At 38.7% G+C, this 13564-nt stretch carries 10 protein-coding genes; all 10 read right to left on the bottom strand.

Annotation, left to right across the window (positions count from 1 at the left end; translation table 11 throughout):
* Nucleotides 1-121 precede the first annotated feature (121 nt).
* Nucleotides 122-1045: a sigma-E processing peptidase SpoIIGA gene (spoIIGA, locus tag AC1DRF_RS08765; RefSeq protein ID WP_477740598.1), complete on the bottom strand. Its 924-nt coding sequence runs from the start codon at nt 1043-1045 to the stop codon at nt 122-124.
* A gap of 276 nt (nt 1046-1321) precedes the next feature.
* On the bottom strand, nt 1322-2479 hold the full coding sequence (ftsZ, locus tag AC1DRF_RS08760; protein WP_013058955.1) for a cell division protein FtsZ: 1158 nt from the start codon (nt 2477-2479) through the stop codon (nt 1322-1324).
* Between the two features lie 41 nt (nt 2480-2520).
* Entirely contained in the window at nt 2521-3816 is a 1296-nt protein-coding gene (gene ftsA, locus AC1DRF_RS08755; RefSeq protein ID WP_013058956.1) for a cell division protein FtsA, read from the bottom strand.
* A gap of 425 nt (nt 3817-4241) precedes the next feature.
* The gene (locus AC1DRF_RS08750; protein WP_016765445.1) at nt 4242-5000 is read right to left on the bottom strand and encodes a cell division protein FtsQ/DivIB; all 759 of its coding nucleotides are present in this window, start codon (nt 4998-5000) and stop codon (nt 4242-4244) included.
* Nucleotides 5001-5153: 153 nt separating this feature from the next.
* Entirely contained in the window at nt 5154-6059 is a 906-nt protein-coding gene (gene murB, locus AC1DRF_RS08745; protein ID WP_013058958.1) for a UDP-N-acetylmuramate dehydrogenase, read from the bottom strand.
* Between the two features lie 537 nt (nt 6060-6596).
* Entirely contained in the window at nt 6597-7697 is a 1101-nt protein-coding gene (spoVE, locus tag AC1DRF_RS08740) for a stage V sporulation protein E (protein ID WP_013058959.1), read from the bottom strand.
* A 61-nt stretch (nt 7698-7758) separates the two neighbouring features.
* A complete protein-coding gene (murD, locus tag AC1DRF_RS08735; RefSeq protein WP_043976413.1) occupies nt 7759-9108 on the bottom strand; it encodes a UDP-N-acetylmuramoyl-L-alanine--D-glutamate ligase in 1350 nt (449 codons plus the stop codon).
* Entirely contained in the window at nt 9109-10083 is a 975-nt protein-coding gene (mraY, locus tag AC1DRF_RS08730) for a phospho-N-acetylmuramoyl-pentapeptide-transferase (RefSeq protein ID WP_013058961.1), read from the bottom strand. It abuts the gene before it with no gap.
* A gap of 61 nt (nt 10084-10144) precedes the next feature.
* Nucleotides 10145-11608 carry a UDP-N-acetylmuramoyl-L-alanyl-D-glutamate--2,6-diaminopimelate ligase gene (locus tag AC1DRF_RS08725; RefSeq protein ID WP_477740599.1) on the bottom strand — a complete coding sequence of 488 codons (1464 nt, stop codon included), beginning with the start codon at nt 11606-11608 and terminating at the stop codon, nt 10145-10147.
* Nucleotides 11609-11819: 211 nt separating this feature from the next.
* Nucleotides 11820-13564: stage V sporulation protein D (locus AC1DRF_RS08720; protein WP_477740597.1), on the bottom strand; the 1745-nt coding region annotated here is incomplete at its 5' end.

Raw genomic sequence — 13564 nt, 5'->3', positions numbered from 1 at the left:
CTCCTATATAGTACACTTCATCTGTTTTTAGCTTAAGTTTAATTAATAATTTGTACCACCATAATTGAAATCGAATTCGATATGTAGCCATTCTGTATCCTCCTTTATTTGTTCACACCTTTTACGATGCGGAACTTACTTCTCCAATAACAATKAGCTTCGGATGAACAATACATTCATATTGCTTCTCCACTGAAAGCGTTGTATGACTAATACCTACTAATACTTTAGTGACTTCAATCGTATTGGACTGATGCACCAGCCTTACCATATCTGGCTTTAGAGCAAGAAGGAGCTGATTGGCTTGGCCCACGCTTCGATAAGGGACAAAGCGGACTTTTGAATACCACTCTTGATCAATATCTTCGCTGTGTGAAAAGGATTGGACATTTTTGCTTAATTCCATTAAGCCTTCAGGCAATATTTCTTTTAAAGAATCTGCTGTAACAATCATAACCGGGGTTTTCGTCAGCGGATCTACAAGCTGGTTTCCACTATCAATAAGTCCTTTCATCGACAGAGTCTGTTCGTTTAAAATAACTTCCACATCTACCAGCTGATCAAATGTAATGTTTTTCATTCGCAAATCATCAACTCGTGCTTTTGAAAAATAAGATAATAGCGGAAAACCGATAAGAACAAATATCCAGCTAATAGGATCACCAAACTKTGGAGATTTTGTATCAACCATTTGATTAAGAACAAGAAACTGATCTTGAAATAAAAAGTGAACGCCCATTAATCCTCCACCAACAACAAAGGTTGCAAAATAAAACGTTAATAAATTCTCAAAGAAAAAGCGCAGTCGTTTATAACCAAACGTCATCAATACCATAAAAAAAGAGAATAAAATTTTAATGGCAGGGTGAACCATAAGATGAGAAAAAGGCGTAAACATAAGAAGGACAATTAATGAACCGATAAAGCCGCCAAGCAAAAGCCGCCACCACTTGTAATTCCGTTTAAGTACAACTGCACATAACATTAGTAAAATCGTATCTAACCCAAAATTCAGCATCCATATTAAATCTAAATAGATTGGCAATGTTTATAACCTCTCCATTCTTTCTGAATTTTTCTGTTAAAAATTAGTATATAGTACATCCTATTAGAAAGTCTGTCAGTTCATGCCGAGAAACAAGCAGTATTTTTGAGGAAATCATTCGATATTTGTCACACCACTTTTAGAAAGAAAACATAAACCCTTTAAAGGCATCATATTGACCATGTCGAATGTTTTTTATATTCTTTTTGAGTTTTCTAGATTCATTGCATAAAAAAAGACCTCTGTATAAAACAGAGGTCTTGGTTTTTTATTTTCTTAGCGTCTACGATTACGGTTTCGTAAGAATGTTGGAATATCTAGCGCATCTTCAGACTGTGGCTGAGATGGACGCGTATATTCTTGCTGTACAGGTTCTTCACGCTTTACTTCACGCTTCGGCTGTGGAGCCGGCTGCTGTGTCGATTGCTGCATGCGATTCGCCGATAACGAAGGACGACCTGGTTTTGGCTGTGATAAATCTTGGTCACTAAAGCCAGTTGCAATAACTGTAACAACAATCTCGTCTTTTAGGTTTTCGTTAATAACAGATCCAAAGATCATGTTCACTTCTTGGTCAGAAGCCGAAGCAACGATATCTGCAGCTTCTTGTACTTCGTAAAGACTTAGGTTTGTACCGCCTGTGATGTTCATTAATACACCTTGAGCTCCATCGATAGATGTTTCAAGAAGTGGACTTGAAATAGCTTTTTTAGCCGCTTCAGCAGCGCGGTTTTCACCAGTTGCAATACCGATACCCATAAGTGCAGATCCTTTGTTAGACATAATTGTTTTCACGTCAGCGAAGTCTAAGTTAATTAATCCAGGAACTGCGATTAAATCTGAAATACCTTGCACACCTTGTCGCAATACGTTATCCGCTTCACGGAACGCTTCTAGCATTGGCGTGTTTTTATCAACGATTTCCAATAAGCGATCATTTGGAATAACAATCAGCGTGTCCACTGCTTCTTTCATTGACGCAATGCCGCCTGCCGCTTGAGTAGAACGCTTACGACCTTCGAACGTAAACGGACGAGTAACAACACCTACCGTTAGTGCTCCTAGCTCACGAGCAATTTGGGCAATGACTGGAGCTGCACCAGTTCCAGTTCCTCCACCCATACCAGCCGTTACGAAAACCATATCTGCACCTTTTAGGGCTTCTTGGATTTGTTCCTTACTTTCTTCGGCTGCTTTTTTACCAACCTCTGGATTAGCACCTGCACCTAATCCTCTTGTTAATTTAGCGCCGATTTGCATTTTTGTTTCAGCTTTTGATAAATTTAATGCTTGTGCATCTGTATTAACTGCAATAAATTCTACACCTTGGACGCCATGTTCAATCATTCGGTTAACCGCGTTGTTACCGCCGCCTCCGACACCGATTACTTTAATCGTCGCTAATTGGTCTACACTTGTATCAAACTCCAACATGATAGTTCCTCCTAATTCTTCGAAATTACCAATCCGTAACGTTAATCAAAGAAGTATCCAAAAAACTTCTTCATTAAATTTTGGTCATTTTTCTTTTTCGGCTGCTCGGCTGATTGTTGCGGCTGCTGTGGTTTCGGGCTAGGTTTGATCATTTCTTGCTCAATCGGCTCTTCTTCCACAACTGGCGCTCCAATTTCCCGGCCTTGTATTTTAGCATTTTTGTATGCAAATTTTATTAATCCTACGCCTGTTGTATAATGCGGCTCACGTACTCCAATATAATCAGGCACTGCTATGCGCACGTTATTCTTTAAAATTACTTGAGCTAGCTCAAGAATACCAGGCATCGCTACTACTCCGCCTGTTAAAACAAATCCTCCTGGAATATCTTTGTATCCTAGGCGATTTACCTCTTGCGTAATCATATCTAAAATCTCTTCTAGTCTAGCTTCAATAATATCAGAGATTTCGAGCTGATTAAACTGCTGATGCTGATCGCTTCCAATAATCGGTACACTAAATACTTCTTCTTCAGAAGCGTGATCGTAGAAAGCATGTCCATGCTTTATCTTAATATTTTCCGCATCTTCAGTCGATGTGCGAAGGCCAATCGATAAATCCTTGGTAATGTGCTCTCCGCCAACAGCTAGTACATTTGTTACTTTCAAATGTCCTTGGTCAAAGATCGCAACCGTTGTTGAACCTCCACCGATATCTACCAGTGCGACACCTAAGTTTTTTTCATCACGAGATAATGCAATTGAACCAGCGGCTAGAGGCTGTAAACAAATATCACTGATTTCTAAACCAGCTCTTTCTACACAGCGTAATAAGTTATGTAAAACCGTTCTAGATCCCGTTATGATTGTGCCTTCCATTTCTAAACGTACCCCAATCATACCTCTAGGATCATTAATACCTTCTAAGCCATCTACAATAAATTGCTTTGGAATAACATCAATGATTTCACGATCTGGCGGGATAGACATGACTTGAGCAGCATCAATTACTCGATGAATATCTTCGTTTGTAATTTCACGATTCTCGCTTGACACGGCTACTACTCCGTGACAATCCTGTAAAAATACATGATTTCCGCTTATGCCCACTACAACCTTTTTAATTGTAATGCCTACCATTCGTTCAGCTTGTTCTACTGCTTTTCTAATAGATTGAACTGTTGCATCTATATCAACGATAGAACCTTTTTTTAGTCCGTGTGATTTAACATTCCCTACACCAATGATATTCAATGAATCGTTACTCATCTCTCCGATGATTACTTTCACACTGGATGTACCGATGTCTAAACTAACGTATATTTCATTGCTGTTCATTCTTTGGCACCTCCTTTTTCTTTCTGCACATGTCATCTTAATRAATTAAGAAGAACAACAATATTAATTTTTTATTATATGAAAATATTCAACAAATACATCTGTTTCCCTTTTGTAAAATCAATTTTTTTCAAGTTTTTCACAGACTTTATCTCTTTCAAAGAACAAAACGTTCTGGTTTTGACTTTTTTTTAGATTTAAGCCTAAAATTCACTGAAAAAAGCTATTTAACTACAAGTCTACACTAAGATGTACACTGAGAAAAGCGAAACTTACCTAGAACAAATATTACATTTCCATTTCACAGCAACGGAGAAGAAAATCATATGTATGCAGAATACTTGCATGTGATTATACAATGTACGAGGGCTAGTTTGCCAGTCTCAACTCATCTATTTCCTTTAATTAACACTTATAAAAAATAATTACTGCTTGCTCTTTTTATAAGGTTTAAATGCATATCCTTCTTCTAAATCAATAATACCTTTTTGATCATCACTTAATTTACTTGCAATAGCTGGGTAATGAACAATTTTATCAGAGAAGTTGCTAATTTTCCCGCTTACTTCACGCGTATCATTCATAAACACCTCGATGTGAAGAGGTTCTGATTTTGTCGGCGCGTAGTAAATCTCAGAAATAGCCCCTTTTATGCTCTTAGGCGTTTTAGCTAATTCTTGAACCATGCTTTGTATAGCGTCTCCGTCTTTCCAGTCAATTAGCAGCGGAGCGTCGGATGACACTTTCTTAGCACTTACTTCTTTTAGAACTTTTCCATTTTCATTCACAGGGAAATATTTATTCCCCGAGGTTACATAAGCAATTCTTGCGTACTCTTTTACGTCGATTACGACCTTATTAGGAAATGTTTTGTGAATGACAGCTTCCTTTACCTCAGGGTTTTTTTCGACTTTTTCTTGAATTTGATCAGCATCAGCTTTCCAGTAGCTGGTTTTTTTGGACAGACCACTCGCTTTGACAATATCCTTATCACTTACATGTTTATTCCCTTGTACTTCAATGTTAGAAACATTACTCAGAGAAGATTGAGAATATACAATAAATAAAATAAGGATGAAAAAGAGTGATAAATACAAAATCAGCCGTCTATTTGCTTTTTGCTTTCGCTGTTCTTGCAGCTTCGGTACCCGATCTTCTAAAACAATTAACTTACCTTTTTCCATTTTTTTCACCCTTATCCATTTGAGAAAATAAACGAGGAATTACCATCTATTTATTTCCAATCTTTGCTTCATGAGAATATCCCCATTATAGCATAGAATAAACACATAAAAGCTACCTTTTCACGCATAACCATACAGCCACGGGCTGGGTAATTAGCGACCAATAATCTCAACTTCTGTATGAATATCAATATCGAATTTCTCTTTAATTGTTTTCTTAACATGAGCAATTAAATTCAGCACATCTGAAGCCGTTGCATCTCCTGTGTTGACAATGAAGTTCGCATGCTGTTCACTAATTTGCGCTCCGCCTACTGAAAAACCTTTTAAGTTGGACTTTTCAATTAAGTCTCCTGCATAATTTGGAAGCGGATTTCTAAAAATACTGCCTGCACAAGGGAAATTCCAAGGCTGTGTTTCACGGCGATAGTCTTTATTTTTCTGCATGACCGCCACAATATCATCTTTCGTTCCCTTTTTCAAACGCAGCACGGCTTCTACACATACTCCGGGACGGTCTTTTTGTAGAATTGAATGACGATACGAAAATTGAAGCTCTTCATTTGTCAGCCACTCAAGAGTGCCATCTTCAAATAAAATCAGCGCTTTTTCGACTACATGAGACATATCAGAACCATGGGCACCTGCATTCATATAAACAGCGCCTCCCACAGATCCAGGAATTCCACTTGAAAACTCCAGCCCAGACAGGCCTTGTTTTGTAATAACTGTTGCAAGCTTGATGCTAGGGTATCCCCCACCTACAGTAACCGTCTCTCCATCTACTGTTAAATCATCTAATCCGGCTCCGAGCTTAATGACCACACCTTCAATTCCCTTATCAGAAACAAGAAGATTAGATCCTCGACCAATCGCTCTCCATTTCACGCCGTGTTTTTTAATAATATCCATTGTAACTTTTAAGTGATCAACAGAATCAGGTTCTACAAGCACATCTGCTGGACCACCAATTTTCATTGTTGTATGTTTTGCTAGCGGTTCATTTTCACGAACCTTTCCAATATTCGCTTCGACTAACTCTTTTACTAACGCTTCCATAAGAACCTCCTAAAACCCTCTTTGCTGTTATAAAACTTTCATGTCAATGCGCCCTTACTTCTAATGCATAAGAATAATAAGAACAGATTCATAACTAAGCAGCACCTTGTAAGATACCTTTTTTCTACCAAGGCACTCTATTCTGTTGTCAATTTCATCATTTTTATTTATCGTATGACATTCACCCATAGAATGTACGTTCATCTGCTATATAAAGTAATTTTGATTGTTTTTTTATCGTTTTTCATTTAGAAGTTAAACACATGCTGACAGTCATAAAAAAACGCTACGCTCATAAGTGCACATACGTTCACCTACTCACTAAGATAAAACATTTAACCTTACACATCATACCATAGTTGGACTCAAAATTGGTTATCACAACATTACATTTTAAAAACATTTCATACAAAAATATCATCTACCTGTAAAAAATCGAAAATAAACCGCCAACAAAATCCGGCGTGCACTTGGATTTAAGATGACGGTTTACTTCAGTAGACCATTGCCTACTTGACATTATACAATTTTTTTCAATTAATAGCGAGAATATCTACTAACATTTAACAAAACTCCAACTGCTGCCAGCATGAGCGTCAGCGATGATCCACCGTAACTTAAAAATGGAAGCGTAATTCCCGTAACAGGCATAAGACCTGTTACCACTCCTATATTAATCATGACTTGAATCGCAACCATTGAAATAATTCCTAAGGCTAAAAACGTTCCGTAAAGATCAGGAGCTCCGAGCGCTACTTTAATTCCTCTCCAAAGCAATAAGCTAAACAAAAGCAAAACAAGCGTTCCCCCGATGAAACCGAGCTCTTCTGCCAGAATAGCAAAAATAAAATCAGTTTGAGGCTCCGGCAAATAAAAGAACTTTTGTCTACTTTGCCCTAACCCTAATCCAAGCAATCCCCCTGGCCCAATTGCATAAAGAGATTGAATGATTTGAAACCCGCTTCCAAGCGGATCTTCCCAAGGATTTAAAAATGAAGTGATGCGTTTAATCCGATAAGGAGCCGATAAAACAAGCCCTACAAAACCGGCTACGCCAAGCAACCCAAGACCTGCAAAGTGACTTACTTTTGCTCCTGAAACAAAAATCATGACTAAACAAGTTCCAACAAGCACCGTTCCCGTTCCTAAATCCGGCTGCATCATAATAATGCCAAACGGTAAGAAAACCAGTAATAACGCCGGTAACATGCCTTTTCTAAAAGATGTAATTTTCTTCTGGTTTTCTGATAAATATTTCGCTAAAAATATAATCATAGCAAACTTCATAAATTCTGAAGGCTGAATCGAAAACGCTCCAACTCCTATCCAACTTTGCGACCCATTCCGTACTAGCCCTACTCCCGGAATCAATACAAGTACCAGCATAACAAAGCAAATGATTACAATTGGCTTCGCCCACGTACGCCACATCCAATAATCAATATTCATGATGACAAACATCGCGCATACTCCAAGCCCTGCAAATAGGAGCTGGCGTTTAGCAAAGAAAAAAGAATCATTAAACTTGTATGTAGCCCATACCGCACTTGCGCTGTATACCATGATAAGGCCGATGGTTAGCAAGGAAAGCGTAACGATTATGAGAAAAAAATCTGGGGTAGACCTTTTTGTCGACACTGTCACACACCTCTAAAAATAGATTAGGGCTAGTGTATTTTCTAGGTGTTTAGACAAGCCCTTATTTCAGTTTATGCACAGATTCAATAAAGATGTCACCACGTTCTTCAAAAGTTTTAAATTGATCCCAGCTTGCACAAGCAGGAGATAATAAAATAACATCTTCTTCATCTGAACAAGCATATGCTTCTGAAACTGCTTGTTTAACATTATCGACACGTTTTACAATTTGTATTCCCGCTTCTTTTGCTACGCGTTCAATTTTAGGAGCCGTTTCACCAAATGTAATCACAGCTTTCACATTTTTAAACTCTTCTTTTAAATCATCAAACTCATTGCCGCGATCGAGTCCACCTGCAAGTAGAATCGTCGGCTGCGAAAAAGCGGAAAGAGCTACTTTTGTAGCAAGCATATTCGTAGCTTTAGAGTCATTATAAAACTTACGTTTGTTGATTGTCGTGACATATTGAACGCGATGTTTAACACCAGCAAACGTTGTGAGCACGCGGTAGATAGCTTCATTTGAACAGCCGTACAGCTTCACAACGGATACAGCTGCTAAAATGTTTTCTTGATTATGTTTGCCTGGCAGCACCACATCTTTTAAGGACATCACTTCTTCATCTTTAAAGAAAATCGTTTCGTTTTTAATATACGCTCCTTCTGTCGTTTGAGCTGTAACAGAAAAAGGTACTTTTGTCGCTTTAACATCTGCACTAGCTTTCATCACTAGCTCATCATCCGCATTAATAACGGCAAAGTCTTCACTTGTTTGATTGTTAAAGAGATTTGCTTTCGCTTTGATATATTCCTCTTTTGTGCCATGATAGTCTAAGTGAGCATCAAACAAATTCAATAATAAAGAGATTCTCGGACGGAATTTTTCAATTCCCATCAGCTGAAAAGAAGAAAGCTCCGTTACAATTACATTGTCCTTTGTTGCTTTTTGCGCCACTTCACAAGCTACTGTTCCAATATTTCCAGCAATCAGCGGCTGCTTTTGATCTTCTTCTAACATTTTATAAATTAGCGTTGTTGTTGTTGTCTTCCCATTGCTTCCCGTAATTCCGATAAAAGGCGCTTCGCTAATTTCATAAGCCAATTCTACCTCTGTTAAAATCGGAATATTTCGCTTTAATGCTTCTTGCAATAGAACATTTGAATACGGAATCCCAGGGTTTTTTACAATAACATCCGCTTTGTCTAAAAGCTCAAGCGGATGATGTCCACAGACAACTTCAATGCCCGTTTTTTCTAATTCCTGTGCTGCTACGTTCTCTTCGTACGGTTTTTGATCATTAACGACTACTTTAGCACCAAGCTGTTTAACTAACTGAGCAGCTGCTAAACCGCTCTTGGCTAATCCTAAAATAAGTACTTGTTTACCTTGATACGTATTGACTGATTTCATTTAAATCCACACCTCGATATAAATTCCAAGCATTGCAAATAATAGTCCTACAGCCCAAAAAGTCATAACTACGCGCCATTCCGACCAGCCGCTTAGCTCGTAATGGTGATGAAGCGGGCTCATTTTAAACACACGCTTTCCTGTTGTTTTGAAAGATGCGACTTGAATAATAACAGATAGTGTTTCAATAACAAACACACCACCGATAATAACAAGCAAGAATTCCATTTTCATTAAGACAGCCACCGTAGCGATAGCTCCTCCTAGCGCTAAAGAACCCGTATCTCCCATAAATACTTTTGCAGGATGGGCATTAAAAACTAAAAATCCTAACACAGCTCCTACTACAGCAACTGAGAAAATAGATAGTTCAAACTGCTCTGCATTCCAAGCAAGAACTGCAAATGCACCAAAAGCAATCGCACTTGTACCAGATACAAGTCCGTCTAATCCATCCGTCAAGTTAACCGCGTTTGAAAAACCAACAAGCCAGATGATGAGGAAAACAACATAAAACCAACCTAAATCGATTGGGTCTTTAATTCCAGGAATCGTCACTTCAGTTGAAAACTCAAACTGTCTTGCAATAAAGTAAAAAATAATTGAAATGACAACCTGACCTAAAAACTTTTGTTTAGATGTTAATCCAAGGTTACGCTTTAACACTACTTTTATAAAATCATCTAAAAATCCTAATAAACCAAATCCGATTGTGACAAATAATAATAGAAACGTCTTATATGTAAGTTCTGCATACTGATTGACCATAATAAGAGTTGCCACAATAATAGATAATAAAATCATGATACCGCCCATTGTAGGTGTACCTGATTTTTTCTGGTGAGATTTCGGGCCTTCATCACGAATACTTTGACCAAACTTTAATCTTCTTAAGAAGGGAATAAAAATCGGCGACAATACAACCGTAATCAAAAAGGCTACGCCGATTGTCAATAAAATTGATTGTTCTAGCACGATGTTCCCTCCTTAACTTCCAACTCATTCCGACTCATTTTGTTCTCTACCCATTTCATTACTACTTTCGCTCCTCAATCATTTTGCGTGCTACTTCTCGATCGTCAAAATCGAATACTTTTTTACCAATAATTTGATRGGTCTCGTGCCCTTTTCCAGCAATGACAATAACATCATCTGCATGCGCTGTTTCCACTGCATAGCGAATAGCTTCTGCACGATCAGCAATCGTCACATAGTTATCTGTATCCAAACCTTCTTCCATATCTTTTAAAATAGCCAATGGATCTTCACTTCGTGGATTATCAGATGTCAAAATAGCTTGTGTACTGTATTCAGCTGCAATTCGAGCCATGATTGGTCGTTTTGTACGATCTCGATCTCCGCCACAACCAACAATAACATATATATTGCGTTTTGCGAATTCTTTTACAGTTTTTAACACGTTCTCTAAGCTGTCCGGCGTGTGGGCATAATCAACGATAACCGTAAAATCTTGCTCCGCATCAACCACTTCAAAACGCCCAGATACGCCTTCTAACACTTTTATTTCCTCGACAATAACTGACAGAGGGATACCTGATACTAAACATGAAGCCGTAGCCGCTAATACGTTGTAGACGCTGAATTTCCCAATAAGCTTCATCTCTACACGAACCGTTTCTGTCGGTGTTGTCAAGTCGAACGTTGTGCCGCTGTTTGTAATTTGAATATTGGTTGCACGAATATCACTTTCACGGTCAATACCATAGGTAATCACTGTAGCGGCCGTGTTTTTAATATATTCCTCGGTTGCCGCATCATCAGCATTAAGAACARCAAATTTAGGACGATTATGGTTATAAGCGTTTCCTAACTGTGCAAATAGCAACCCTTTCGCACGACGATAATCTTCCATTGTATGATGATAATCCAGGTGATCTTGCGTTAAGTTACTAAATACCGCAACGTCAAAGTCGCACCCGTGTACGCGTCCTAAGTCAAGTGCATGAGATGATACTTCCATCATCGCTACTTCTACATTTTCTTCCACCATTTGGTGAAATGTTTTTTGGAGCGTCAGCGATTCAGGCGTTGTGTTTTTCACATCATAAGACGTATCACCAATACGAATTTCAATCGTTCCAATTAGACCCGTCTTTTTATGTTGTGATTTAAAGATATGCTCAATTAAATGTGTAATCGTTGTTTTTCCATTTGTGCCTGTTACACCAATTAAATGCATTTTTTGTGTAGGCTGATTGTAGAAAGCATCCGCTAGCACCGCCATTGCTCGTTTTGTACTCTTCACGCGTACAACAGGCACTTCTACATCCACAGGCTTTTCTGCTAAGATTGCTACTGCCCCTTTTTCCACGGCCATCTGTGCAAAGTTATGACCATCAACTGTATAGCCGTCTATACAAATGAACAATGCTCCGGGCTTAACTTCTCTTGAATCCATTTCAATTGACGTAATATCAATATTCTGCTCAGGAAGCTGAACAAAATCATGTAAATGTGTTAGTAGTTCTCGTAAATCCATTCCTACCATGTCCTCTCTATTTGTAAAGTGAAACGTTTGTTATAAGACGCTATGGCAACTATTCTTCTTTTTCTAGCACCTAACCTATTACATTTTACAGAAAAAGAAGCCCGGAGGGAACACCCCCAAGGCTTATTTGTTGATTTCATGTTCACACGCAGAGTAACCTGCTGATTATCATGCAAGGAAGAATAATGGTTTATAGAGATTTTTATTTTCCCATATAAATTCTAACCGTTTCGCCTTCTTTAACTTTCGTTCCGGCTGCAGGAGACTGCTTGACCACTTTATCTCCTTCGCCACTCACATCTAATTTTAAATTAAGTAGCTGTTCTTGTAACTCTTTTTTTGACATTCCTACGACATTTGGTACTTTTATCATTGGTGTGTCCAGCCACGTTAACTCTTTTTCAATTTGTCCTTTACGCGGTTTAACGTCCATCACACGCAGGCTGTCTTCAATCATTTTACCTACAATCGGAGCTGCTACAACTCCACCAAACTGAATGGTGCCTTTTGGGTTATCAACCGCAACATACACGACAATTTCAGGGTTATCTGCTGGTGCAACACCGATAAAAGAAACGATGTGATTATTTTTTAAATACTTTCCATTTTGAGCTTTCTGCGCCGTACCCGTCTTTCCTCCAACGCGGTACCCTTCCACAAAAGCTCCTTTTCCGCTTCCTTGTGCTACTACACTTTCAAGAGCAAAACGCACTTGCTTAGACGTTTCCTCGGAAATAACTTTTCGCTTAGCAACCGGCTTATGACTGCTTACAACTTTTCCGGTAGCTGGATCCACCCACTCTTTTGCAATATAAGGTTCATAAAGCGTTCCACCGTTTACGGCTGCGGAAACAGCAGCTACTTGTTGAATAGGCGTAACAGCAACCCCTTGCCCAAAAGCTGTTGTAGCTTGTTCAACCGGCCCTACGCGCTCAAGCGGGAACAAAATTCCTTTTGCTTCCCCTTGTAAATCAATACCTGTTTTTTGACCAAAGCCAAATTCTTTAATGTATTTGAACAATTTTTCTTTTCCTAAACGTTCCCCAAGCTCCACAAAACCAGGGTTACATGAGTTTTGTACAACTTCTAAAAAAGACTGCTGTCCATGTCCGCCTTTTTTCCAGCAGCGAAGTCTCGCTCCGCCAACTTCCGCAGCACCATCATCGTAAAATTGATCTTTTAGTAAATCCACTTTCTTTTCTTCAAGAGCAGCTGCCAGTGTAATAATCTTAAACGTCGATCCGGGCTCATATACGCTCCAGATTGGAAGATTTCGATTATACACCTCAGGCTTCACATTTTTAAAATCCGTAGGATCAAAGCCCGGACGACTAGACATACCTAAAATTTCACCGTTTTTAGGATTCATGGCAATGGCAATCATACCATCTGGATTATAAGCTGTCTGAGCATTATCCAACTCACGCTCCATGATCGTTTGCACACGTGAATCGATGGTCAATCTCAAATCCAGCCCGTCCACAGGTGCTGTGTAGTCATCGGCTATATTGGGCATCTTTTTACCTTTAGCATCCGAATACAATTTAACTGAACCTTTTTGTCCTTTTAGCTCTTTATCATAATATAATTCAAGGCCTGTTAACCCTTGATTATCTACTCCCGCAAAGCCTAATACATGCGACAAATAACTTCCAAACGGATAGTACCGCTTCGAATCCTCAGCTATATATACGCCTTTTAAATTTAAATTTCGCACTTCATTTGCTTTCGCATGTGAAATTTTTCTTCCTTCAGGACGCAAATACACGCTAGAAGAAGCTTTTGTTATTTGCTCATATACTTTCTCTTTTGATGCTCCCAGCACTTTTGCTAACTTTTCAGCCGTAACAGCTGGATTTTCAACTTGTCTTGGCATAACTAAAACGGTCGGTGCACTTTTATTTGTAGCAAGTGCCACATCATTGCGATCTAGYATCTTTCCTCTTT

This window comes from Priestia sp. P5_B4, from assembly GCF_056400385.1.
The sequence above is the reverse complement of the archived record's forward strand: the minus strand, read 5'-3'. Positions and strand labels throughout refer to the sequence as shown.

Excerpts from the sequence above, each read along its gene's own strand:
- ftsA (WP_013058956.1), bottom strand. The coding sequence starts at position 3,816 with ATGAACAGCAATGAAATATACGTTAGTTTAGACATCGGTACATCCAGT.
- murD (WP_043976413.1), bottom strand. The coding sequence starts at position 9,108 with ATGAAATCAGTCAATACGTATCAAGGTAAACAAGTACTTATTTTAGGA.
- ftsZ (WP_013058955.1), bottom strand. The coding sequence starts at position 2,479 with ATGTTGGAGTTTGATACAAGTGTAGACCAATTAGCGACGATTAAAGTA.
- AC1DRF_RS08750 (WP_016765445.1), bottom strand. The coding sequence starts at position 5,000 with ATGGAAAAAGGTAAGTTAATTGTTTTAGAAGATCGGGTACCGAAGCTG.
- murB (WP_013058958.1), bottom strand. The coding sequence starts at position 6,059 with ATGGAAGCGTTAGTAAAAGAGTTAGTCGAAGCGAATATTGGAAAGGTT.